Origin of the sequence: Kitasatospora sp. NBC_00039 (genome assembly GCF_045160625.1) — a bacterium.
In the GTDB taxonomy this organism is placed as follows: Bacteria; Actinomycetota; Actinomycetes; order Streptomycetales; family Streptomycetaceae; genus Kitasatospora.
Window position 1 is genome coordinate 2,945,226 of record NZ_CP108289.1, and the last position, 20,829, is coordinate 2,966,054.

18 protein-coding genes and 1 tRNA gene are annotated in these 20,829 nt (G+C 74.3%); 12 read left to right on the forward strand and 7 right to left on the reverse strand.

Features of this window, described 5'->3' with window-relative positions:
* Nucleotides 1-5: 5 nt before the first annotated feature.
* Nucleotides 6-569, reverse strand: a complete 564-nt coding sequence (locus OG286_RS13120; RefSeq protein WP_405365274.1) for a single-stranded DNA-binding protein — start codon at nucleotides 567-569, stop codon at nucleotides 6-8.
* 636 nt (nucleotides 570-1,205) lie between these two features.
* Between OG286_RS13120 and OG286_RS13125 the strand changes: the two genes are divergently transcribed.
* Nucleotides 1,206-1,278: transfer RNA gene (locus OG286_RS13125), tRNA-Arg, on the forward strand.
* 326 nt (nucleotides 1,279-1,604) lie between these two features.
* Here the strand turns inward: OG286_RS13125 and OG286_RS13130 are convergent.
* On the reverse strand, nucleotides 1,605-2,237 hold the full coding sequence (locus OG286_RS13130; protein WP_396325000.1) for a TetR/AcrR family transcriptional regulator: 633 nt from the start codon (nucleotides 2,235-2,237) through the stop codon (nucleotides 1,605-1,607).
* Nucleotides 2,238-2,338: 101 nt separating this feature from the next.
* On the opposite strand from OG286_RS13130, the gene OG286_RS13135 reads away from it, so the two are divergent.
* Nucleotides 2,339-2,887, forward strand: a complete 549-nt coding sequence (locus tag OG286_RS13135; RefSeq protein WP_405361546.1) for a GNAT family N-acetyltransferase — start codon at nucleotides 2,339-2,341, stop codon at nucleotides 2,885-2,887.
* Between the two features lie 160 nt (nucleotides 2,888-3,047).
* Here OG286_RS13135 and OG286_RS13140 read toward each other — a convergent pair whose 3' ends face one another.
* Nucleotides 3,048-4,523 carry an MFS transporter gene (locus OG286_RS13140; RefSeq protein WP_396324998.1) on the reverse strand — a complete coding sequence of 492 codons (1,476 nt, stop codon included), beginning with the start codon at nucleotides 4,521-4,523 and terminating at the stop codon, nucleotides 3,048-3,050.
* 223 nt (nucleotides 4,524-4,746) lie between these two features.
* Here OG286_RS13140 and OG286_RS13145 point away from each other — a divergent pair, with 223 nt between their 5' ends.
* The 3 genes from OG286_RS13145 to OG286_RS13155 all read left to right on the forward strand — a co-directional run bounded on the left by OG286_RS13145 (nucleotide 4,747) and on the right by OG286_RS13155 (nucleotide 6,715).
* Entirely contained in the window at nucleotides 4,747-5,433 is a 687-nt protein-coding gene (locus OG286_RS13145) for a TetR family transcriptional regulator (protein WP_405361544.1), read from the forward strand.
* A 66-nt stretch (nucleotides 5,434-5,499) separates the two neighbouring features.
* Entirely contained in the window at nucleotides 5,500-6,309 is an 810-nt protein-coding gene (locus OG286_RS13150; RefSeq protein ID WP_396324996.1) for an enoyl-CoA hydratase/isomerase family protein, read from the forward strand.
* A 70-nt stretch (nucleotides 6,310-6,379) separates the two neighbouring features.
* Nucleotides 6,380-6,715, forward strand: coding sequence for a hypothetical protein (locus OG286_RS13155; RefSeq protein ID WP_405361541.1), 336 nt, complete (start codon nucleotides 6,380-6,382; stop codon nucleotides 6,713-6,715).
* A 32-nt stretch (nucleotides 6,716-6,747) separates the two neighbouring features.
* Here the strand turns inward: OG286_RS13155 and OG286_RS13160 are convergent, their stop codons facing one another.
* Nucleotides 6,748-7,968: an acyl-CoA dehydrogenase family protein gene (locus OG286_RS13160; RefSeq protein WP_405361539.1), complete on the reverse strand. Its 1,221-nt coding sequence runs from the start codon at nucleotides 7,966-7,968 to the stop codon at nucleotides 6,748-6,750.
* Between the two features lie 152 nt (nucleotides 7,969-8,120).
* Between OG286_RS13160 and OG286_RS13165 the strand changes: the two genes are divergently transcribed.
* Nucleotides 8,121-8,747 carry a TetR family transcriptional regulator gene (locus tag OG286_RS13165; protein ID WP_396324993.1) on the forward strand — a complete coding sequence of 209 codons (627 nt, stop codon included), beginning with the start codon at nucleotides 8,121-8,123 and terminating at the stop codon, nucleotides 8,745-8,747.
* A 121-nt stretch (nucleotides 8,748-8,868) separates the two neighbouring features.
* Entirely contained in the window at nucleotides 8,869-10,335 is a 1,467-nt protein-coding gene (locus tag OG286_RS13170; RefSeq protein WP_405361537.1) for a cellulase family glycosylhydrolase, read from the forward strand.
* Between the two features lie 80 nt (nucleotides 10,336-10,415).
* Here the strand turns inward: OG286_RS13170 and OG286_RS13175 are convergent, their stop codons facing one another.
* Nucleotides 10,416-12,440: a M3 family metallopeptidase gene (locus OG286_RS13175; RefSeq protein WP_405361535.1), complete on the reverse strand. Its 2,025-nt coding sequence runs from the start codon at nucleotides 12,438-12,440 to the stop codon at nucleotides 10,416-10,418.
* A gap of 171 nt (nucleotides 12,441-12,611) precedes the next feature.
* Between OG286_RS13175 and OG286_RS13180 the strand changes: the two genes are divergently transcribed.
* Nucleotides 12,612-14,327 carry a bifunctional 3'-5' exonuclease/DNA polymerase gene (locus OG286_RS13180; protein ID WP_396324990.1) on the forward strand — a complete coding sequence of 572 codons (1,716 nt, stop codon included), beginning with the start codon at nucleotides 12,612-12,614 and terminating at the stop codon, nucleotides 14,325-14,327.
* A gap of 20 nt (nucleotides 14,328-14,347) precedes the next feature.
* Here the strand turns inward: OG286_RS13180 and dhaM are convergent, their stop codons facing one another.
* On the reverse strand, nucleotides 14,348-14,740 hold the full coding sequence (gene dhaM / locus OG286_RS13185) for a dihydroxyacetone kinase phosphoryl donor subunit DhaM (protein WP_405361533.1): 393 nt from the start codon (nucleotides 14,738-14,740) through the stop codon (nucleotides 14,348-14,350).
* Nucleotides 14,741-14,958: 218 nt separating this feature from the next.
* On the opposite strand from dhaM, the gene dhaK reads away from it, so the two are divergent.
* Nucleotides 14,959-15,954, forward strand: coding sequence for a dihydroxyacetone kinase subunit DhaK (gene dhaK, locus OG286_RS13190; RefSeq protein WP_396324988.1), 996 nt, complete (start codon nucleotides 14,959-14,961; stop codon nucleotides 15,952-15,954).
* Nucleotides 15,955-15,968: 14 nt separating this feature from the next.
* Nucleotides 15,969-16,601, forward strand: a complete 633-nt coding sequence (gene dhaL, locus OG286_RS13195; RefSeq protein ID WP_396324987.1) for a dihydroxyacetone kinase subunit DhaL — start codon at nucleotides 15,969-15,971, stop codon at nucleotides 16,599-16,601.
* Here dhaL and OG286_RS13200 read toward each other — a convergent pair.
* The gene (locus OG286_RS13200) at nucleotides 16,592-17,767 is read right to left on the reverse strand and encodes a PP2C family protein-serine/threonine phosphatase (RefSeq protein WP_405361529.1); all 1,176 of its coding nucleotides are present in this window, start codon (nucleotides 17,765-17,767) and stop codon (nucleotides 16,592-16,594) included. The two genes, dhaL and OG286_RS13200, sit on opposite strands and share 10 nt — an antisense overlap.
* 435 nt (nucleotides 17,768-18,202) lie before the next feature.
* Between OG286_RS13200 and OG286_RS13205 the strand changes: the two genes are divergently transcribed.
* Together OG286_RS13205 and OG286_RS13210 are read left to right on the forward strand one after the other, a co-directional pair.
* Nucleotides 18,203-18,421, forward strand: coding sequence for a heavy-metal-associated domain-containing protein (locus OG286_RS13205; protein ID WP_396324985.1), 219 nt, complete (start codon nucleotides 18,203-18,205; stop codon nucleotides 18,419-18,421).
* Nucleotides 18,422-18,507: 86 nt separating this feature from the next.
* Nucleotides 18,508-20,799, forward strand: a complete 2,292-nt coding sequence (locus tag OG286_RS13210) for a heavy metal translocating P-type ATPase (protein WP_405365276.1) — start codon at nucleotides 18,508-18,510, stop codon at nucleotides 20,797-20,799.
* Nucleotides 20,800-20,829: the final 30 nt, after the last annotated feature.

The window sequence follows — 20,829 nt, forward strand, 5'->3', positions numbered from 1 at the left end:
GCTGGTCAGATCAGGGCCATCTGCTCTTCACCTCCGGTCGGCATGCCGTCCACCCGCTCGCCGGCCGCCACGGCCACCCCCGAACCCGCCGGCGGGGCCTCGGCCGGCGCCAGCGCCGAGACCTTCCGCGCATGCAGTGCGTCCGCGATCCACCCGGGCACCGCCTCGTCGAGCGCCTCCCCACCGCCGCCCGGCGGCTCACCCCGCACCCCTGTCGCCCATGTGAAGGCCGCCGTACCACGACTGAGATCGTGTCCGACCGATCGGGCGTCGATCTCGACCCGGCTGCGCCTGGCCTCGCCGTCCGTCCACTCACGCACCCTCAGCCGGCCGCTCACCACCACCGGATCGCCCTTCGACAGCGAGCCGATCAGATGACCCGCCAGCGCCCGCCACGCCGTCACCGTCACCCACTGCGTCTCGCCGTCCACCCACCCCTCCTTCTGCCGGTCGTAACGCCGCTCCGTCGACGCCAGCCGGAAGTTCGCCACCGGCACTCCGGCGGCCGTCTGCGTGTAGGTCACCTCGGTCGCGACATTGCCGATCACCGTCACCTGAGTCCCGTTCACAGAACACGCTCCGTTCTCCCTGGTGCACCGTACGGAATCGACCGGCGCGAGTTGAGAGTGCGCTTCCGGGGAAATCCGGACCAGTGAGATCGGAAATCCTGTGGACAAGTCGGCCCTGTGGAAAACCGGCGTCACTCACAGGGGTGAATTTCGGCCTTGCGGCACTACTTCCGGCCCCTCTTCTGCGCGGCCATGACAACAAACGACCCGCTTCGCGCCCCGGCAGGACACCCCCACGGGTGGCTCGGCCGGCCGTCCGCCCACGTCATCCGACCGAACGAACCCGAATACGGCCCCCCACCCGCGGCGACGGCGGCGCTTTCTCCGTGCCGAATCCATAACGGGTGGGGCGGCAGCCCCGTAACGACTGCACAACGTCCGGCGCCGAAGACCGTCAGACCGCTGCACGTACGGCCTTCACCTGCGATTATCGGACCGCTCCACCGAAGCCGACACACCCGCCACGGTGTTGTTACACCCGGCCGAGGAACTGGACACCCTTATCCTGTCCCCGACAGGGCAAGGGTCCGCCAACCCCCACCCCCACCCTCAGGTACGGGGCCGGACAGCGGGCGCCGCACGCGCCCGTCACCCGATCCCGGCAACGGTCACGCCCGCCAGGGCGCCGCCCGTTCCGCCCCCATAGCTCAGCGGATAGAGCACCCGCCTTCTAAGCGGTAGGTCGCAGGTTCGAATCCTGCTGGGGGCACCCACGCGCGAATTCCCGCAGGCCACCAGGCCGGTGGGGCCTATGCCCGCCCGGCCGCCGGGAAAAGCATGCACACCGACCGCACATAGCCCGTGACAATGCGTGTCGTGGCCGCGTCGGAAACGACCCCACGGGAAACACCGGCACCGGCCGACCGCACCACGCGGACGGGTCGGACTCGAACGGAAGCCGCGCGCCGATCCGGCACCGCCCCCGGCCCGGGCCGGCAGCAGCCGACGAGCTCCGGGGCACGCCCCACGCACGCCCACGGCCCGCGCCCACCCCGACCGCACGCCACACCCGACCCGGCCCCGGCCGGGTCCGCACTACGACGCGGGCCGGCTCCCCGAGGCCACCAGCCCGGCCAGGTAGGCGTCCAGCAGCTCCGCCTGCCGCGCGGGCGGGAACTCCGCCGGGGCGAACAGGGCCTGCACGACCAGCCCCAGCGCGAAGGCCTGCGCCCCCGCCGCGAGCTGAGCCGCATCCACGCCCACAGGCAGTTCGCCGAGCCGCTGCGCGTCCGCCACGTGCCCGCTCAGCATCTCCCGCGCCCGGGCGTACCGCGCGGCGTGCGCGTCCGCCAGCTCCGGGTCGGCCAGCGCGACGTCCCAGGAGCCGACCCAGATCCGGTTGCCGGCCGTGGCCGGTCCGTCCAGCGGGAGGATGTCGAGCAGCGCCGCCCGCAGCCGGGCCAGCCCGGCCGGCGGCGGCGCACTGCCGTCGACGGGCGCGACGCGGCGCGGGCGTTCGAGGGAGCGCCGGTCCAACTCGTCGAGCGCGTAGGCCACCAAGGCCCGCTTGTTGGGGAAGTAGTGCGTCAGCAACCCGGTCGAGGCACCCATTTCGGCGGCCACCGCGCGCAGCGTCAGCCCCTCGAAGCCGCGGGAGGAGAGCACCCGCCAGACCGCCTCGGAGACTTCCAGGCGTCGGGCGTCATGGTCTCCACGGGCGGGCGTCATGGGGGCTATCGTACATACCAAACGTTTGTTATGTATGTAGGGCCCACCCGGGCCGCCCGCCTGGGCCCACCGCCCCGGACCGCTTCCTCGAAAGGCCTGCCATGTTCACCGTCCCGCTCGCCGACAACGCCGTCCTGCGCCCCCTGGAACCGTGGCAGGCCCCCGAGTTCCTCGCCCACATGGACCGCGCCCGCGCCCACACCGATCCGTGGATCGGCTGGGCCGGCCACTCCACCGACCTGGACTCGGCCCGCGCGACCCTCCAGCGCTACGCCGACCGGCAGGCCGCCGACGCCGGCCGGATCTTCGGCATCCGGGTCGACGGCACCCTGGTCGGCGGCGTGATGTTCCCGCAGTTCGACGCCGCCGCCGGCAACTGTGAGATCGGGGTCTGGACGGAGCCCGCCGGCGAGGGCCGGGGCCTGGTGGCCGCCGCCGTCCGCCACCTGATCGACTACGCCTTCACCACCCGGGGCATGCACCGGATCGAGTGGTACACCAGCCCGGCCAACATCCGCAGCCGGGCGCTCGCCCAGCGGCTGGGCATGAAGCTGGACGGCACGATGCGGGAGCACTACCCGCACAACGGTGTCCGGCAGGACAAGGAGGTCTGGTCGCTCCTCGCCCGCGAGTGGAAGCCCTCCGCCTGACCCGCCGCCCGACCCCGGCCGGCCCACTGCCTGACCAGTTGCCCGACCCGCAGCGGACCCCGGCTCGGCAACACGGACACGACACGGGCCCGGCGGACCGAAGTCCACCGGGCCCTACGCCGATCCGTGGAAACCACCCCCGGCCCCCGACCGGCCGGGTTCAGGCGGTGAGCACCCGCTCCTCGACGGCCTGCTCCTCCACCGGCTGCCGCGGCAGCCGCAGCGCGAGCACCACGACCAGCGCCATCACCCCGGCCGCCGAGAGGAAGACCACGTCCACCGCGTCGACGAAGCTCCGCACCGCGTGCTCCCGGGCCGCGCCGGCCATCCGGCCCACCGCGCCGAGCGAGGCGCCGGGCTCGCCGCCCTCGAAGACCCGGGCCAGCACGGTGCCGAAGAGCGCCGCGCCCAGTGCGCTGCCGAGCGTCTGGAAGAACCGGATGCCGGTGGTGGCGACACCCAACTGGTGCGCCGGAGCGGCGTCCTGGACGACGGTGATGAGCTGGCCGATCAGCTGGCCCAGGCCGAGGCCGAGCAGCATCAGCTCGGCCCCCACCAGCCAGAGCGAGGTGTCCGGGCCGCTCAGCCCGAGCAGCAGCAGGGCGCCGGTGGCGCAGGCCCCGCCGACGGCAATGAGCGTCCTGGTCGGGATGCCGCGCGCCGTCAGCCGGTTGACCACCAGACCGACGACCGTCATGCCGGTCGCCATCGGGATCAGGTAGAGGCTGGCCGAGGTCGCGGCGACACCGCGGGCGACCTGCAGGTACAGCATCACGTACATGACCGCGCCCATGAGGCCCATGCCGACCAGCCCCTGGACCGCGAAGCCGATCCGGATCTCCGGGACGCGGAAGAGGGAGAGCGGCAGCACCGGCGCGGCGGCGGTGGCCTGCCGCCAGAGGAACAGGCCGAGGAAGGCCAGGGTGGCGGCGGCCAGCGCGAGGATCTGCGGGGAGGTCCAGGCGTAGTCCTTGCCGCCCCACTCGGTCACCAACAGCAGCGAGGTGGCGAACGCGGCGGCGAGCGTGGCGCCGAGGAAGTCCAGGCCGCGGCTGCCGGCCCCCTTCGGGAGCTTGAGCAGGAGGGCGGCGCCGACCAGGACGAGCAGGCCGAGCGGCAGGTTGACGTAGAAGATCCAGCGCCAGTCGAGGTGGTCCGCGAGGAGCGCGCCGACCAGCGGGCCGATGGCCATGCCGGCACCGCCGACAATGCCTCCCATGCCGCCCCCGCCGCCCTTCTTCTCCTCCTCCGGGTCCTTGAGCTGGGCCATCACCACCATGGTCACGCTCATCAGCCCGCCGCCGCCGATGCCCTGGACGGCCCGGAAGGCGATCAGCTGCTCCATCGACTGCGCCGCCCCGCAGAGCGCCGAGCCGAACAGGAAGGTGCCGACGGCGGCGAGCAGCACCCGCTTGGCGCCGTAGAGGTCGCAGAGCTTGCCGTAGAGCGGCAGCAGCGCGGTGGCGGCCAGCGCGAACGCGCTGACCAGCCAGGGCAGCCGGTCGACGCCGTGGACCGGGTCGAGGTCCCGGACGATCGGCACGGTGGCCGCCGACACGATGTTCATGTCGAGCACGGCCAGGATGATCGTGATCAGGCAGAGCAGCATGCCCAGCTTGCGCTGAGGCTCCGTCATCAGAGCTGCTGCCGGCGCGGTGGCCGCCATTGGAAGTCCCCCCGGGGGTAGCGGAATTCGGGCGATCGAGCAGGGGCCGAGCCGCACCGGGGAGACCCGGCCCGGCGGCACGGCTCCACCATGGCAGGATTTTTTGACTCGGTCAATTCTTCATCCCGACCAATCTTCCGACTTGGTACACATTCTGACCTGGTATATGTTTGATCCTGGTACAGTCGTGCCCATGGTGAAGAGCACTGGGACCGCCGCCCCCGACGGGCTGAGCCTGCGCGAGCGCAAGAAGCAGCAGACGGCCATGCGGATCTGGCACAGCGCGATCGCCCTGTTCGCCGAGCGGGGTTTCGACGAGGTGTCGGTCGCCGAGATCGCCGCCGCCGCCGACGTCTCGAAGATGACCGTCTTCAACTACTTCCCGTCCAAGGAAGACCTGGTCATGGCGCCGATGGAGCAGCACACCGACGAGCCCGCCCGGGTGGTGCGCGACCGCGCCCCCGGCACCTCGGTGGTGGCCGCACTGCGCACCCACTTCCTGGCCGCGCTGGCCGAGTTCGACCCGGCCACCGGCCTCAACGACCACCGGTTCACCGTCGACGTGGTGCGGCTGATCTACCGGACCCCCGCGCTGGCCCTGCGCGCGACCACCGCGTTCGGCCACACGGCGAACGAGCTGCTGACCTCCGAGCTGCTGGCCGAGGACCCGGAGGGCGATCGGGTCCTCGCCCAGGCGGCGGCCGCCCAACTCCTCGGCGTCCGCGCGGCGTTGACCAGCGACAACCAGCGCCGGATGATGGCCGGCGAGCGGGCCGCCGAGGTGCTGCCGGAGGCCGTCGAGAACGCCCGGCGCGCCTTCGACCTGGTCGAGCACGGGCTCGGCGACTACGGCACCCGCCCGCCCGGGGCCCCCGCCTGAAGCCCAGGTCGGGCCCCGCCCGCGCCACCTGAGAGAGTGTCCGCACCACGATCTCCGGAGGTGCGCATGGACCAGCCGCTGCTCACGCGGGACCGCTCCCCGCTGCCCACCCACGTCGACGGCCTCCGCGCCCACGTCGGCGAGGACGGCGTGGCCGTGCTGAAGTTCACCCGGCCGGCCCGGCGCAACGCCATCACCCTGGCGATCTGGCAGGCGCTGCCCGAGGTGCTGCTCCGGATCGCCGAACAGCCCGGTGTCCGCGCCCTCCTGGTCACCGGCGCGGGCGGCACCTTCAGTGCCGGCGCGGACATCGCCGAGCTGTCCGAGGTCTACGCCGATCCGGACCACGCCGACGCCTACCACGCCTCCAACGTCGCCGCCGAGGAGGCGCTGGCGGACTTCCCGCACCCGACGATCGCGGTGGTGCACGGCGCCTGCGTCGGCGGCGGCTGTCAGCTGGCGGTCGCCTGCGACCTCCGGTGGGTCGCCGACGACGCGCGGATGGGGATCACCCCGGCCAAGCTCGGGGTGGTCTACCCGGCCGTCCCCACCCTGCGGCTGGCCAGGCTGGTGGGGCCCTCCCGGGCCAAGCTCCTGCTGTTCTCCGGCGAGCTGCTGACGGGAGTGCGCGCCTCGGCGATCGGCCTCGCCGACCTGGTCCTGCCCGCCGCCGATCTGGACGCCGACGCCCTGGAGTTCGCCCGGCTGCTGACGCGGCGCTCGCCGCAGACGATCGGTGCGGTGAAGGCGGCGCTGGGCTGCGCGCCGGAGGAGGCCGCCGCGGCGCTGCGGCCGTGGGAGATCCGCTCCCGGGAGGCCCCGGACGTGCGCGAGGGCCTCGCCGCGTTCCTGGAGGGCCGCCCGCCCCGGTTCTGATCACTCCCACCCGGACCACTACGATCACCCGGTCGAAGATCCAGCCGAGCCGGCGGGAGCGCCCACCGCGATGACCACGCCGACGACCACCACCCTCTGGGCCCGCCGGGTCACCGACGGCGTCGAGCCCAAGAACGTGATCATCGCGATGCTGCCGCTGCCCGGCGTCCTGCGCTACGGCTGGCGGGGTCTCGGCTGGGCACTGTTCGCGGTGCTGTTCGCCGCCGTCGTCCCGACCCTGTTCATCCGGCGCGGCGTCCGCAAGGGAACGCTGGATGACCGCCACGTCGGCCACCGGCAGCGGCGGCTCACGGTGTTCCCCTTCATCGTGACTCCTCCCCCGGCTGGAGCCGGGGGCTTCTCGCTAGCCCTGGTGGGCGTTGCGACGGGCCAGCCCGGCCCGTAGAACGTTGGGCGGCCCGCTGACGCCGGCCGCGGTCAGCGGATCGGCATCCCGGAGATCGCCCGGGCGATCACCAGCCGCTGGATCTCGCTGGTGCCCTCGAAGATCGAGTAGATCGCGCTGTCCCGGTGCATCCGCTCGACCGGGTACTCGCGGGTGAACCCGTTGCCGCCGAGGATCTGCATCGCCTGCGCGGTGACCCACTTGGCCGTCTCGCCCGCGTAGAGCTTGGACATCGAGCCCTCGGCCGCGGTGAACGGCTGGTTGTTGGCCGCCATCCAGGACGCCCGCCAGACCAGCAGCCGGGCCGCGTCGATCCGGGTCTTCATGTCGGCCAGCTGGAAGGCCACGCCCTGGTTGTCGATGATCGGCCGGCCGAACTGCACCCGGGTCCCGGCGTAGTCGAGGGCCACCTCGTACGCGGCCCGGGCGATGCCGATCGCCTGCGCGCCGACGGCCGGGCGGGAGGCCTCGAAGGTGGCCATCGCGGCGTTCTTGCCCTTTCCGCTCCGGGTGCCCTCACGGGCCCGGGCCAGCCGCTCGTCGAGCTTCTCCTTGCCGCCGAGCAGGCAGTGGCCGGGCACCCGGACGGAGTCCAGCACCACCTCGGCGGTGTGCGAGGCGCGGATGCCGTGCTTCTTGAACTTCTGGCCCTGGCTCAGCCCCGGGGTGCCCGGCGGCACCACGAAGGAGGCCTGCCCGCGCGAGCCGAGCGCGGGGTCGACGGTGGCGACCACGACGTGGACGGCGGCGATCCCGCCGTTGGTGGCCCAGGTCTTGGTGCCGTTCAGCACCCACTCGCCGGTGGCCTCGTCGTGGACGGCGCGGGTGCGCAGCGCGGAGACGTCGGAGCCGGCGTCCGGCTCGGACGAGCAGAACGCCGCCACCTTGACGTCGTCCGGGGTGCCGAACATCTGCGGCGCCCAGGTGCCGATCTGCTCCTCGGTGCCGTTGGCGAGCACCGCGACGGCGGCCAGCGTGGTGCCGACGATGGACAGGCCGATGCCGGCGTCGCCCCAGAACAGCTCCTCCATGGCGATCGGGATGCCGACGCCGGAGGGGTCGAAGTACTGCTGGGCGTAGAAGTCCAGGGAGTAGATGCCGAGCTTGGCGGCCTCCTGGATGACCGGCCAGGGGGTCTCCTCCCGCTCGTCCCACTCGGCCGCGGCCGGGCGCATGACGTCGGCGGCGAAGCCGTGCAGCCAGTCGCGTACGGCGAGCTGGTCCGCGCCCGGGTCCAGCGAGAACGTGCCCATGATGCATACCTCCGATGAAGTGCCGGCTGCCGGGAGGCGGCCCGCCGCCGGCAGCTGCCGACGCGGCCACGCCGGGTGTTACCCCCGGTAACATCGAGGGAGTCTGCTACTGATTCGTAACTGATGTCAACGGCCCGAACGAGGAGCAGCGCATGTCCCCAGAGCCCCGCCGCGAGCAGCTGCTCAACGCAGCCGACCGGGTGATCCAGCGGGACGGCCCGGCCGCCAGCATGAACGCCATCGCCGCCGAGGCCGGGATCACCAAGCCGATCCTTTACCGCCACTTCGGAGACCGGAACGGCCTGATCGGGGCGCTGACCGAGCGCCACACCAGCGGCCTGCTGGCCGCCGTCCGGGCCGCGCTCAGCGAACCGCTGGAGCGCCGCGACCGGGTCGAGCACGTACTGGACACCTACCTGGCCGGGATCGAGGCCCGCCCGCAGGTCTACCGGCTGCTCACGCACCCCGAGCCCGGAGACCCGAGCGGCGTCGGCCACGCGCTCGCCCCGGCGCTGCGGCAGATCGCGGAGGAGATCACCCGGGCCGTCGAGAGCCAGGTCGACCTCGGCGCGGAACGCGAACTCCTCGCCGAGGCCTGGGGCCGCGGCATCACCGGCATGGTGCTGGCGGCCGGCGACTGGTGGCTGGAGTCGAGACCGTGCTCGCGCACCCGGATGGTCCAGGCGCTCGCCGACCTGCTCTGGGGCCGGCTCGCGGCCGCCGCCGACCTGCCCACCGCCGCCCTCCCCGCCCCGGCCGCCGAGCCGCCGCCGGCCTGAACCCCGCCCCGGCCGACGCCGAACCCGGCCCGAACTCTTGTGCAGTACACGGCGATCCGGGCATCATCGGGCCCCACCCCCGGCCCGCGAGCCTCGGCCCGCGAGATCCTGTGAGGTCCCGATGCGTCTGCGCCGCACCGCCGTTGCCCTCCTGCTCGCCGCCACCACCGCCCTCACCACGCCGCTCGCCGCCGCCCCGGCCGCGGCCCGGGCGGCGCCGCACCGGGCGGAGTTCCCCACCGGGACGGCCACCGCCCCCGACGGCCGCACCAGCCTCACCGACGACTCCGGCCGCCGGCTCCAGCTGCGCGGCTTCAACCTCGACAAGTACGCCGAGGCCACCGAGCAGGACGTCAAGTCCCTCGCGGAGCAGGGCTTCACGCTGATCCGGGTGCCCGTCTCCTGGACCAGGCTGGAGCCGGGGCGGGGCCGCCTCGACCCGGCCGAACTGGCCCGTCTGCACCGGCTGCTCGGCTGGGCCGACCGGTACGGCGTGCTGGCCCTGGTCGACTTCCACCAGGACGTCTACGGGCCGAAGTTCGGCGGCGGCGACCGCGGCATTCCGCTCTGGGCCACCCGCGACGACGGCCTGCCGTTCACCCCGGACCCGGACGACTGGTTCGCCGGCTACTTCCAGCCTGCCGTCCAGGCCGCCTTCCGCCACCTCTACGACGACCCCGACCTGCGCGCCTGGCAGGCTGACTTCTACACCCGGCTGGCCCGCGAACTGCGCGACCACCGCTCCCTGTTGGGCTACGACCTGTTCAACGAGCCGTTCGGCCCAGTGGACGGCGACCCGACCGACCCGGCGGTGCTCGCCGCCGCCTCCGCCGCCCTCGAACAGGGCCGGCTCGCCGACATGTACCGCCGCCTGATCCGGGCCGTGCGCCAAGTGGACACCCACGCCTGGCTGTTCGTTGAACCGACCGTCCTGGTCGGCCAGGGCGTGCCCACCCGGCTGCCCGGCTTCGCCGACCCGCGCCGGGGCGGCCCCCGGCTCGGCTACGCGCCGCACTTCTACGACACCGCGGTCGAGTCCGGCGCCGACTGGGACGAGAGCGGCGGCTTCGTCGAGCGGTACACCGCCGCGATCACCGCCTACCCGGCCGTCCACCGGCTGCCGGTCCTGGTCGGCGAGTGGGGGCCGCCCGACTCCCGCAGGCCGGGCAACACCCGGCTGGTCCGCCGGCAGGTCGCGGCCATGGACGGCTTCGCCGCCGGCTGGGCGATGTGGTACTGGTGCCGGGGCAACGGCGGCTACTGCGCACTCGACCCGGCCGGCCGGCCCGCCCCCGGCGACGAACCGGTCTTCGGCCCCTATCCGACGGCGGTCGCCGGGACGGACGCGGCCACCACCGCGACCGCCGACGGCCACATCGTCCGCTGGACCGCCGACGGCACCGGCCACGCCACCGAACTGGCCCTGCCCGCCGCCGCGTTCCCCACCGGCGTGCGGGTCACCGTCACCCCGGCCGGCGCGCGGGTCGACCTCGACCAGCCGGCCGGGGACCGGGCCGGCACCGCCCGGATCCGCCTCCCGCACACCCGCCCGGGCACCCCGGTCACCGTCACCGTCACACCCCGCTAGACCCCGACGGGGCCCGTCGGCCCTCGTCGGACCCGTCGGACCCGGGGTGGCCCGCCGTGCGCGGGCCACCCTCCGAGGCACTACGCCAGACCGCGGCGCGCCAGCAGCGGGCCGGTCTGCGGGTCGCGCCCGACCACCGCACGGAAGGAGTCCAGCGCGTCCCGGCTGTCCCCGCGCGACAGCAGCTCACGGCGGAACACCTCGCCGCTCTCCCGCACGCTCCGGCCGTTGGTCCCGAACCACTGCACCGTCTCGGCGTCCAGCACCTCCGACCAGATGTACGCGTAGTAGCCCGCGCTGTAGCCGCCCGAGAAGACGTGCGAGAAGTACGCCGTCCGGTAGCGCGGCGGGATCGCCGCCACCGCCACACCGGCCTTGGCCAGCGCCGCCGCCTCGAACTCCTCGGCATCCGCGACCTCCTGGCCGGCCGGCAGGGTGTGCCAGGCCCAGTCCAGGAGGGTCGCCGCCAGGTACTCGACGGTGCGGAAGCCCTGCCCGAATCCCTCCGCCGCGGCCATCCGCTCGACCGACCCGGCGGGCAGCGGCTCACCCGTCACGTGGTGCCTGGCGTAGTTGGCCAGCACCTCCGGCCGGACCATCCACATCTCGTTGACCTGCGAGGGGAACTCGACGAAGTCCCGCGGCACGGCGGTGCCCGCGAAGTACGGGTAGCGGACGTCCGAGAAGAGCCCGTGCAGCGCGTGCCCGAACTCGTGGAACAGCGTGCGGACCTCGTCCCAGGAGAGCAGCACCGGCTCACCGGCCGCCGGCTTGGCGACGTTCAGGTTGTTGAACACCACCGGCCGCTTCCCCAGCAGCCGCGACTGGGTGACCAGCTCGTCCATCCAGGCCCCGCCGCGCTTGGACGCCCGGGCGTGGAAGTCCCCGAGGAAGAGCCCCAGCGAGCCGCCGTCCTCCTCGAACACCTCGAAGACCCGCACGTCCGGGTGGTAGGCGACGAGGTCCGGCCGCTCGGTGAAGGTCACCCCGTACGCCAGGTTGGCGGCGAAGAAGACGCCGTCCCGCAGCACCCGCTCCAGCTCGAAGTACGGGCGCAGCGCCGCCGCGTCCACCTGGTACGAGGCCTGCCGGACCTGCTCCGAGTAGTACGCCCAGTCGTGCGCGGCGATCTCCTCGATCCCGTCGGCGGCGGCCAGCTTGGCCAGCTCCTGCGCCTCCCGGCGGGCGTTGGCCACGGCCGGCGGCACCAGCCGGGCCAGCAGCCCGTCCACCGCCCCGACACTGCCCGCCGTCTCGTCCGCCACCACGTACGAGGCGTGCGTGTCGTACCCGAGCAGCCGCGCCCGCTCGGCGCGCAGCGCGGCCATCCGGATCGCCAGCGGGCCGTTGGACTCGATCGCGCGGCCCAGCGAGGCCGCCAGCAGGCGCTCGCGCACCGAGCGGTCGGTGAGGAAGGCCAGCTCGGACTGGTTGGAGAAGTTCTTCAGGCTGAGCACGTACTTACCGTCGTGCCCGAGCGCCCGGCCGTTCTCGGCGGCGGCGGCGATCGCGTCCGGCGAGAGCCCGGCCAGCTCCTCGGCGGAGTCCAGCACCAGCGCACGGGCCTTCGAGTCGGCCGCCACGTTCTGCCGGAACTCCGAGGAGGCGGTGGCCAGTTCGGCATTCAGCGCGCGCAGCCGCTGCTGCTCGGCGGCGCCCAGCCGGGCCCCGGCCCGGACGAAGGTTGTGTGCCACCGCTCCAGCAGCCGCAGCGACTCGGCGTCCAGGTCCAGCCCGGCGCGCCGCGGGTACAGCTCCTCGATCCGGGCGAACAGCGCGGCGTCCAGCAGGATCGCGTCGCTGTGCGCCGCCAGCCTCGGACTGATCTCGGCGTCCACCCGGTCCACCAGCGGCGAGGTGTCCGCGGAGGACTGGTTGTCGAAGACGGCCCGCACCCGCCGCAGCAGCGCCCCCGAGCGCTCCAGCGCGGCCACCGTGTTGTCGAAGGCCGGCGGCGCCGGATCGGCCGTGATCGCGGCGATCTCGGCGAGCTGGTCGGCCATCCCGCGCTCGAACGCGGGCAGGTAGTGCTCTTCCCGGATCTCGGCGAAGGGCGGCAGCTCGTAGACCAGGGTGCTGGGCTCGAAGAAGGGGTTCTCGGTCATTTCGCCGACCCTACGCGGTGTCACCGGCGCTGCCTACGGCCCCCGGCCGCTCGGCGGCGAACCGCCCGGGGACCAGCGCGCCACCCGGCGCGCGCGCCGTCCGGCCCGCATTGTCGTACCCACCGGCTACCGTCGAGGTCCCTGCCCGTCCGCCCGAGAGGAGGAGCCCCCATGGCACCCCGGATCGCCCTCGTCCCCGACCCGCACGGCCCCGGCGGCCGGCTCCAGCCCCTCGACGACGCCGGAGCCCCGCTCGGCCCGCCCAGCGCCGCCCCCGACCTCGCCGCCGCCGTCGCCGCCGCCGAGCGGGCCGGCACCGTGCGCTGGGTCTGGGCGGCCGCCGACAGCGCCTACGCCCCGCTGCTCCCCCGAATGCCCGACCGGCTCGCCCGCTGCCACGACCTGCGGCTGACCGAGGCGCTGCTGCTGGCCCACGAGGGCCGGTTCGGTGCGCCGCGCTCGCTCGGCGCCGCCTGGGCCCGGCTCCGCGGCCTGCCCGTCCCGGCCGACCTGCCCGAACCCGGCTCCGCCGAGTACGACGACGGGCAGGACACCCTGTTCGCCCCGGACCGGCTGCAACTGCCGCCCGGCGCCGACCCGCTGGCCGCCGTCGTCGCCGTCCACGCCGAGCAACAGCGCCGGCTGGCCGCGATCACCGACCCGGGCGCGCGCTCCCGGTTCCGGCTGCTGGTCGCCGCCGAGTCGGCCGGCGCGCTGGTCGCCGCCGAGATGGCGTACGACGGCCTGCCGTGGCGCGCCGACGTCCACGACCGGCTGCTCACCGAGCTGCTCGGCCCCCGCCCCACCGTCCCCGGCAGCCGGCCCAGACTGCTCGCCGAGCTGGCCGCCGAACTCCAACAGGCCCTCGGCGGGCGCCCCTTCAACCCCGACTCGCACAGCCAGGTGCTGCGCGCCTTCGCCGACCGCGGCATCCAGCTCGGCTCCACCCGGTCCTGGGAGCTGAAGGGTGTCGACCACCCGGCCGCGAAGCTGATGGTCCGCTACAAGGAGCTCTCCCGGATCCACGCCGCGCACGGCTGGGCCTGGCAGGACGCCTGGGCCCGCGGCGGCCGGTTCCGCCCCGAGTACGTGGTGGGCGGCGTGGTCTCCGGCCGCTGGGCCAGCCGGGGCGGCGGAGCCCTGCAGATCCCGCGCATCCTGCGCCGCGCCGTGGTCGCCGACCCGGGCTGGCTGCTGGTCGTCGCCGACGCCGCCCAACTGGAGCCGCGCGTCCTCGCCGCCCTCTCCGAGGACGCCGGCCTGGCCCGCACCGCCGCCGGCGGCGACCTCTACGAGGCGCTGGCCGCCTCCGCCTTCCAGGGGGACCGCGACAAGGCCAAGCTCGGCCTGCTCGGCGCCATGTACGGGCAGACCAGCGGCGACATCGGCCCGCTGCTCGCCACCCTGCGCCGCCGCTACCCGGCCGCCATGGGCTACGTCGAGGCGGCCGCCCGCACCGGCGAGGACGGCGGCGTGGTCGCCTCCCGGCTGGGCCGGGTCTGCCCCCCGCCCTCCGCCGACTGGCTCGACCTCACCGAGGCCCCGGAGACCGCCGGGGATGCCGGCGGCCGCTCGGCCCGCGCCCGGGGCCGCTTCACCCGCAACTTCGTGATCCAGGCCAGCGCCGCCGACTGGGCGCTCGCCCTCCTCGCGGCGCTGCGCCGCCGGCTGGGCGCCCTGCCGGTGGCGGATCCGGCCGACCGGCCGCACCTGGTCTTCTTCCAGCACGACGAGGTGATCGTGCACACCCCGGCCAACCTGGCCGACGAGGTGGCCGCCGCCGTCGCCGCCGCCGCCGACGAGGCCCGGCAGCTGGTCTTCGGGGACACCCCGGTCCGGTTCCCGCTCAGCACCGCCGTGGTGGACTGCTACGCCGACGCCAAGTAGCGGCCGCAGCTCGCGGCCCCTCAGAGCTTGCGGAAGGTCCGTGCCTCCTCGGCCGCCGCCACCACCTCGGCCAGCGCCGCCCCGGTGGAGGCGGTGACCGCCGCCGAGACCGCGCCCTCCACGAAGGGCGCGTCCACCAGCACCACCCCCGGCCGCGGCTCGTCCTCCAGCACCGTGACGGCGGTCAGCACCGAGCTGCCGAGGTCCGGCAGCACCACCACGCCCGCCCCGCCGTCCGCCTCCGTGACGGCCCGGGCGATCAGGTCGTAGCTGGTGCCGATCCCGCCCTCCTCCGTGCCGGCCGCCACCACCACCCGCACCGCGTCGGAGGCGAGTTCCCCCAACAACTGCTTCAGCCCGGCGGCCAGCTGCGCGCTGTGCGAGACCAGGACGATGCCCACGTAGTCGCTCATACGCCGACCCTACGGCGGCCCCGCTGCTCCGCACGAGTGACCCGTGCCCCGTGTCGCGCCCGGTGCCGCCGACCCCGCCCCAGCCCCACCGGCCACCCACCGCACGCCCCAGCCCCCGTCTCACCCCGGGACACGCCGCCCCTCGCCGCACCCCGTGCCGCCGCCCCCCATCTGGCGTAGCGTCGGGTCAGCATCGTCTGCCGAGGGAGCGAAGCGCCGTGAAGAAGCTGATCAACACCCCGGAGAGCGTCCTGGAGGACGCGCTGGCCGGATTCGCCGCCGCCCACCCGGAGTTGACGGTGGACCTCGCGAACCGGGTGATCACCCGGGCCCTCCGCCCGCCGGCCTCGAAGGTCGCGCTGGTCTCCGGCGGCGGCTCCGGCCACGAGCCGCTGCACGGCGGCTTCGTCGGCCGCGGGATGCTGGACGCCGCCTGCCCGGGCGAGATCTTCACCTCCCCGGTGCCGGACCAGATGCTGGCCGCCGCCAAGGCCGTGGACTCCGGCGCGGGCGTGGTCTTCGTGGTGAAGAACTACACCGGTGACGTGATGAACTTCGAGCTGGCCGCCGAACTCGCCGCCGAGGAGGGCCTGGAGGTCCGCACCGTGCTGGTCGACGACGACGTCGCGGTCGAGGACTCGACGTGGACGGCCGGCCGCCGCGGCACCGGCGCGACCGTGCTGGTGGAGAAGATCGCCGGCGCGCTGGCCGAGCGCGGCGCCACGCTGGACGACGTGGCCGCGATGGGCCGGCGGGTGAACGCCGCCTCCCGTTCCTTCGCGATCGCGCTGACCGCCGCGACCGTCCCGGCCGCCGGCAAACCCGGCTTCGACCTACCGGAGGACGAGATCGAGGTCGGCGTCGGCATCCACGGCGAGCCCGGCCGCCGCCGCGAGAAGCTGCGCCCGGCCCGCGAGCTGGCCGCCGAGGTGGTGGAGACGATCCTCGCCGACCACCACCTGACCACCGGCGACGAGGTGATCGCCCTGGTGAACGGTCTCGGCGGCACCCCGCTGCTGGAGCTGTACATCGTCTTCGGCGAGGTGGCCGCACGGCTGGCCGAGCGCGGCATCACGGTGGCCCGCAACCTGGTCGGCAACTACGTCACCAGCCTGGACATGGCGGGCTTCTCGCTCACCCTGGCCAAGGCCGACGGCGAGCTGCTGGAGCTGTGGGACGCCCCGGTGGACACCCCCGCCCTCAAGCGGGCCTGAGAAGAGGGCGGGACATGGACTTCGACACCCCGCTCGCCGAGGCCTGGGTGCGCGCGATCGCCGCCGCCGTGGAGAAGGAGCAGCAGCGGCTCACCGAGCTGGACTCCGCGATCGGCGACGGCGACCACGGCAGCAATCTGCAGCGCGGTTTCACCGCCGTGCTGGCCGCTCTGGACGGCCTCGACCCGGCGGGCCCGGGGGCGGTGCTGACCAAGGCCGGTACGACGCTGATCTCCAAGGTCGGCGGCGCCTCCGGGCCGCTGTACGGGAAGGCCTTCCGTGCTCTCGGCTCCGCCCTGCCCGCCCCGGCCGGCCCGGCCGCGTTCGGCGACGCGCTGGCGGCCGGACTCCAGGCGGTGCGGGACCTCGGCAGGGCCGGGCCGGGCGACAAGACCATCGTGGACGCCTGGACCCCGGCACTGGCCGCCTACCGGGCCGCGGTGGCGGCGGGCGCCGGCCTGCCGCAGGCGTCCGGGGCGGCGGCGGACGCGGCCGAGCAGGGCGCGCTCGCCACCGTGCCGCTCCAGGCCCGCAAGGGCCGCGCCTCCTACCTGGGCCCGCGCAGCGTCGGCCACCAGGATCCGGGCGCGACCTCGACGGCCCTGGTCTTCCGTGCCCTCGCCGAGGTCACCGCGGCTCAGAGCTGATCGGTCCGGGTGATCAGGAGCAGCAGGGCGTCGTCCCGCAGCTCCCCGCCGGTGTGCTCCAGCAGGTCGGCGTAGACCCGGCCGACGGCCGCCTCCAGCTCCGTGGCGGAGCGGGCCGCGCCCCGCACCAGCGGGCCGACCCGCTGCGCCAGCGGGTAGAACTCGCCGTTCCGGCGGTGTTTGGCCTCGATCACGCCGTCGGTGCAGAGCACCAGCACGTCGTCCCGGCCGAACGGCTGGTCCCAGCTGGTCGGTTCGCCGGCGGCCAGCCGGCCGAGGCCGAGCGGCACCCACGGATCGGGCGCGTCGAGGACGTGCACCCCGCCGTCCGGGTCCACCCGGATCGGCGGGACGTGCCCGTACTGGAGCAGCTCCATCACCCCGGGCGTGCGGAACTCCGCGAACAGCGCGGTGGTGAACTCCCCGTCCGGCGCGTGTCGCTCGACGCTGGCCTCGATCCGGGCGGCCACCCCGCGCAGCCCGGCCTCGTCGTACGCGGCCTCGCGGAAGGCGCCGAGCACCACGGCGGCGGTCTGCACGGCTCCCAGGCCCTTGCCGCGGACGTCCCCGACCGCCACCCGTGTGCCGTGCGGGGTCTCCAGGACGGAGTAGAGGTCCCCGCCGATCCGCGAGGCGTCGGCGGCGGAGACGTACCGGACCGCGAGGCGCAGCGGTCCGACGACCGGGCCGGGCAGCCGCAGCAGCGCCCGCTGGGCGGCCTCGGCGACGGAGCTGACGGCCGCGAAGGCCGCGGCCCGGCGCATCCTGAGGTGGGCGACCCAGGCGGAGAACAGGGTGAGCAGCAGGTAGCTGACCATCGCGCCGTAGAGGAAGCGCTCGTCGTTGACGTTGTCGACCTCGTCGTAGTGGCTGAGGCCGAACACGGCGAAGAGGCCGAGCAGGCAGACCATCAGCAGTTCGACGGGCCGCAGGGTGAGTGCGGCAATGGTGGGGACGACCGTCATCAGCGGCGCGAGGTAGCGGTCCTTGCCGGAGAAGAGATCCGCGAGCCCGACCAACCCGATCGCGATCAGCGCCGGGGTCGCCCGGCGCCAGAACGGCACGTCCTGGAGGTCGGCGGCGAGCAGCGCGCCGCGCCGCCGGCCCGGCGACAGTCCCAGGGCGGTCGGGACCGCGGGCGACTGGGCTCGGCGGATCGGGAACACATATCGAACATAACGGACGATCAGCCACCTCACCCCCGCACCCCGGAACCGGCCCGCCCACCCGAGCCGCACTGGGCCAATCGGTACCGAAATGACCGCTTTGTCATCCAGTGCGCTGGGCGGCCTCTTCTGGCTGCGGCTGCTGATCCGCCGCGAGCGCGCCACGAACCCGGCCCGGTTCCCGGCCCCCCGCCTGAACGACCCCGCAGGACCGCACGCTGCACCAGAATCCGCCCGCCGCCCGGCGCGGATTCGGGCGCAGCGTGTTCGGGCGCATACGCTCTGCTCTCGGACCGCGTCCGCGCCGCCGGGCGGCCGGATGCGATCCGCGCCACATCACCCCCTTCCCTGGGTCATACCCCGCAGGGGTATGGTGTTATCAGACGAACAGCCCGGGCACGTGCCCGCGGCGGTACAGACCTCCCGGAGGCTCCGATGTCCAGCACCATCACCTACACCGTGACCGGCATGAGCTGCGGCCACTGCGAGAGCTCGGTCAGCAAGGAGCTCTCCGCGCTGGCCGGCGTCACCGAGGTGGCGGCCGACGCCAAGGCCGGCACCGTAACGGTCCTCTCGGCGGCCGAGCTGGACGACGAGCAGGTCCGCGCGGCCGTCGACGAGGCCGGCTACGAGCTGGTCGGCCGGTCCGCCTGAGCCTCGCGGCCCTCGAAGACAGACCACACGGCGGGGCCCGCACCCCGCGGCCCCCGCCGTACGCTCTGACCAAGGAGCTGACCAGCATGAGCACCACCTCCACCCCGGGCGTGGCGGCCCTGCGGGAGCGCGTCGAGCTGTCCATCGGCGGCATGACCTGCGCCTCGTGCGCCGCCCGGATCGAGAAGAAGCTCAACCGGATGGAAGGCGTCGAGGCCACCGTCAACTACGCCACCGAGAAGGCCCGGGTCGACTTCGGGCCCGGGGTGGAGGTGGCCGACCTGATCGCCACCATCGAGCAGACCGGCTACACCGCCGAACTCCCCCCGCCGCCCGCCGCGGCGGCACCCGCGGCCGCGGCCGCCGGGGCCGGCACGACGCCCGAACAGCCTCCCGCCGACCCCCTGCTGGACCGCCTGCTGGTCAGCGCCGTGCTCAGCGTCCCGGTGGTCATGCTGTCGATGATCCCGTCGATGCAGTTCACCAACTGGCAGTGGCTGGCCTTCGCGCTCACCGGCCCCGTGGTCGTCTACGGCGGGCTGCCGTTCCACCGCGCCGCCTGGACCAACCTCAAGCACGGCGCCGCGACCATGGACACCCTGGTCTCGCTCGGCACCCTGGCCGCCTTCGGCTGGTCGTTCTGGGCCCTGTTCTGGGGCGACGCGGGCATGGCCGGGATGCGGCACTCGTTCTCGCTCTCGGCCGGCGCCACCGACGCCTCGTCCACCCTGTACCTGGAGACGGCCGCCGCCGTCACCGTGCTGATCCTGCTCGGCCGCTACCTGGAGGCACGCTCCAAGCGGCGGGCCGGCGCCGCCCTGCACGCCCTGCTCGACCTCGGCGCCAAGGACGTCTCCGTCCTCCAGGACGGCGGGGGCGGACGCGAGGCCCGGCTGCCGGTGGACCGGCTGACCGTCGGGATGCGCTTCGTGGTCCGCCCGGGCGAGAAGATCGCCACCGACGGCGTGGTCGTCGAGGGCGCCTCGGCCGTGGACGCCTCGATGCTGACCGGCGAGTCCGTGCCGGTCGAGGTCGCGGTGGGCGACGCCGTCACCGGTGCCACCGTCAACGCCGGCGGCCGGCTCGTGGTCGAGGCCACCCGGGTCGGCGCCGACACCCGGCTCGCCCGGATGGCCAAGCTGGTGGAGGACGCGCAGAACGGCAAGGCGGCGGCCCAGCGGCTGGCCGACCGGATCTCCGCCGTCTTCGTGCCGGTGGTCATCCTGATCGCGCTCGGCACCCTGGTCGGCTGGCTGCTGGTCTCCGACAGCCCCACCGAGGCGTTCACCGCCGCCGTCGCCGTGCTGATCATCGCCTGCCCGTGCGCGCTCGGCCTGGCCACCCCGACCGCCCTGCTGGTCGGCACCGGGCGCGGCGCCCAGCTCGGCATCCTGATCAAGGGCCCGGAGGTGCTGGAGTCGACCCGGCGGGTGGACACCGTCGTCCTGGACAAGACCGGCACCGTCACCACCGGCCGGATGACCCTGCTCGCCGTCCACACCGCCGAGGGCATCACCGAGTCCGAGGCGCTGCGCCTGGCCGGGGCCCTGGAGCACGCCTCCGAGCACCCGATCGCCCGCGCCGTCGCCACGGCCGCCGCCGACCGGACGGGCGAACTGCCCGGCGTGGAGGGCTTCGAGAACGTCCCCGGCCTCGGCGTCCAGGGTGTGGTGGACGGGCACGCCGTCCTGGTCGGCCGGGAGCAGCTGCTCGCCGACTGGTCGCAGTACCTGCCGGCGCGGCTCGCCGAGGCCAAGCGCACGGCCGAGGCCGCCGGCCGCACCGCCGTCGCCGTCGGCTGGGACGGCGAAGCGCGCGCCGTCCTGGAGGTCGCCGACGCCGTCAAGCCCACCAGTGCCGAGGCCATCGCCCGGCTGCGCGCCCTCGGGCTGACCCCGATGCTGCTCACCGGCGACAACGCCGCCGTGGCCCGTGCGGTGGCGGCCGAGGTCGGCATCAGGCCGGAGGACGTGATCGCCGAGGTGCTGCCCCAGGACAAGGTCGCCACCGTGCGGCGCCTCCAGGCCGAGGGCCGGGTCGTGGCCATGGTCGGCGACGGCGTCAACGACGCGGCCGCCCTCGCCCAGGCCGACCTGGGCCTGGCCATGGGCACCGGCACCGACGCCGCCATCGAGGCCGGCGACCTCACCCTCGTCCGCGGAGACCTGCTCGCCGCCGCCGACGCCATCCGGCTCTCCCGCCGGACCCTGGCCACCATCAAGGGCAACCTCTTCTGGGCCTTCGGCTACAACGTCGCCGCCCTGCCGCTGGCCGCCGCGGGCCTGCTCAACCCGATGATCGCCGGCGCCGCCATGGCCTTCTCCTCGGTCTTCGTGGTCACCAACAGCCTCCGGCTGCGCCGCTTCCGGACCGCCTGAGACCCACGTGAGAGGGCCCGGACCGAGCTC

What these genes read in the sequence shown, in the direction of transcription:
- OG286_RS13130 (WP_396325000.1), bottom strand. Translation starts at nt 2,237, where the DNA reads ATGACGCCCGCCCGTGGAGACCATGACGCCCGACGCCTGGAAGTCTCC.
- OG286_RS13135 (WP_405361546.1), top strand. Translation starts at nt 2,339, where the DNA reads ATGTTCACCGTCCCGCTCGCCGACAACGCCGTCCTGCGCCCCCTGGAA.
- OG286_RS13140 (WP_396324998.1), bottom strand. Translation starts at nt 4,523, where the DNA reads ATGACGGAGCCTCAGCGCAAGCTGGGCATGCTGCTCTGCCTGATCACG.
- OG286_RS13145 (WP_405361544.1), top strand. Translation starts at nt 4,747, where the DNA reads ATGGTGAAGAGCACTGGGACCGCCGCCCCCGACGGGCTGAGCCTGCGC.
- OG286_RS13150 (WP_396324996.1), top strand. Translation starts at nt 5,500, where the DNA reads ATGGACCAGCCGCTGCTCACGCGGGACCGCTCCCCGCTGCCCACCCAC.
- OG286_RS13155 (WP_405361541.1), top strand. Translation starts at nt 6,380, where the DNA reads ATGACCACGCCGACGACCACCACCCTCTGGGCCCGCCGGGTCACCGAC.
- OG286_RS13160 (WP_405361539.1), bottom strand. Translation starts at nt 7,968, where the DNA reads ATGGGCACGTTCTCGCTGGACCCGGGCGCGGACCAGCTCGCCGTACGC.
- OG286_RS13165 (WP_396324993.1), top strand. Translation starts at nt 8,121, where the DNA reads ATGTCCCCAGAGCCCCGCCGCGAGCAGCTGCTCAACGCAGCCGACCGG.
- OG286_RS13170 (WP_405361537.1), top strand. Translation starts at nt 8,869, where the DNA reads ATGCGTCTGCGCCGCACCGCCGTTGCCCTCCTGCTCGCCGCCACCACC.
- OG286_RS13175 (WP_405361535.1), bottom strand. Translation starts at nt 12,440, where the DNA reads ATGACCGAGAACCCCTTCTTCGAGCCCAGCACCCTGGTCTACGAGCTG.
- OG286_RS13180 (WP_396324990.1), top strand. Translation starts at nt 12,612, where the DNA reads ATGGCACCCCGGATCGCCCTCGTCCCCGACCCGCACGGCCCCGGCGGC.
- dhaM (WP_405361533.1), bottom strand. Translation starts at nt 14,740, where the DNA reads ATGAGCGACTACGTGGGCATCGTCCTGGTCTCGCACAGCGCGCAGCTG.
- dhaL (WP_396324987.1), top strand. Translation starts at nt 15,969, where the DNA reads ATGGACTTCGACACCCCGCTCGCCGAGGCCTGGGTGCGCGCGATCGCC.
- OG286_RS13205 (WP_396324985.1), top strand. Translation starts at nt 18,203, where the DNA reads ATGTCCAGCACCATCACCTACACCGTGACCGGCATGAGCTGCGGCCAC.
- OG286_RS13210 (WP_405365276.1), top strand. Translation starts at nt 18,508, where the DNA reads ATGAGCACCACCTCCACCCCGGGCGTGGCGGCCCTGCGGGAGCGCGTC.